Raw genomic sequence first — 525 nt, forward strand, 5'->3', positions numbered from 1 at the left:
TCTTAAGGTAGTAGATAGCGTTGCAAATAATAAGGAGGAAAAGTAAATGACAGAAACCGAACATGGTGCATTAATTTCAGAGGAAGAAAAGAAGAATATATGGGATAATACTATCCCTGTTGAACAGAGTTCATATCTGGTAGAAGATGTGAAGTTTATTAATGACGATAATGTAGTACCACCAACAGATAAATATACTATGATTGACTTATTCTGTGGAGCTGGTGGATTTGCAGTAGGTTGTGGTATGGCAGGTTTTAAGTCAGTTGTTGGAATTGATAATTTTAAGCCAGCTATGGTAACATGGGCATATAATCATCATAATGCGTTGGGTTGATTAGGAGATATTAGAAAAATCGATTCACTTGATATTCAGAAGATGTTAAAGGAAAAAGGAATTGAAAAAATACATTTATTAAAAGGTGGTGTTCCTTGTCAGGGCTTTTCTTTAGCAAATAGAAAACACAATGACTTTGATGCAAGATACTTTTTATTCCTTGAATACATGAAATTTGTAAAAGTATT

At 32.8% G+C, this 525-nt stretch carries 1 pseudogene; it reads left to right on the plus strand.

From position 1 onward, the window contains the following. Positions 1 to 199 precede the first annotated feature (199 nt). Positions 200 to 525 (plus strand): annotated as a pseudogene (locus AYC59_RS08135) (DNA cytosine methyltransferase); the annotation flags it as partial.

This window comes from Pseudostreptobacillus hongkongensis (assembly GCF_001559795.1).
In the GTDB taxonomy this organism is placed as follows: Bacteria; Fusobacteriota; Fusobacteriia; order Fusobacteriales; family Leptotrichiaceae; genus Pseudostreptobacillus; species Pseudostreptobacillus hongkongensis.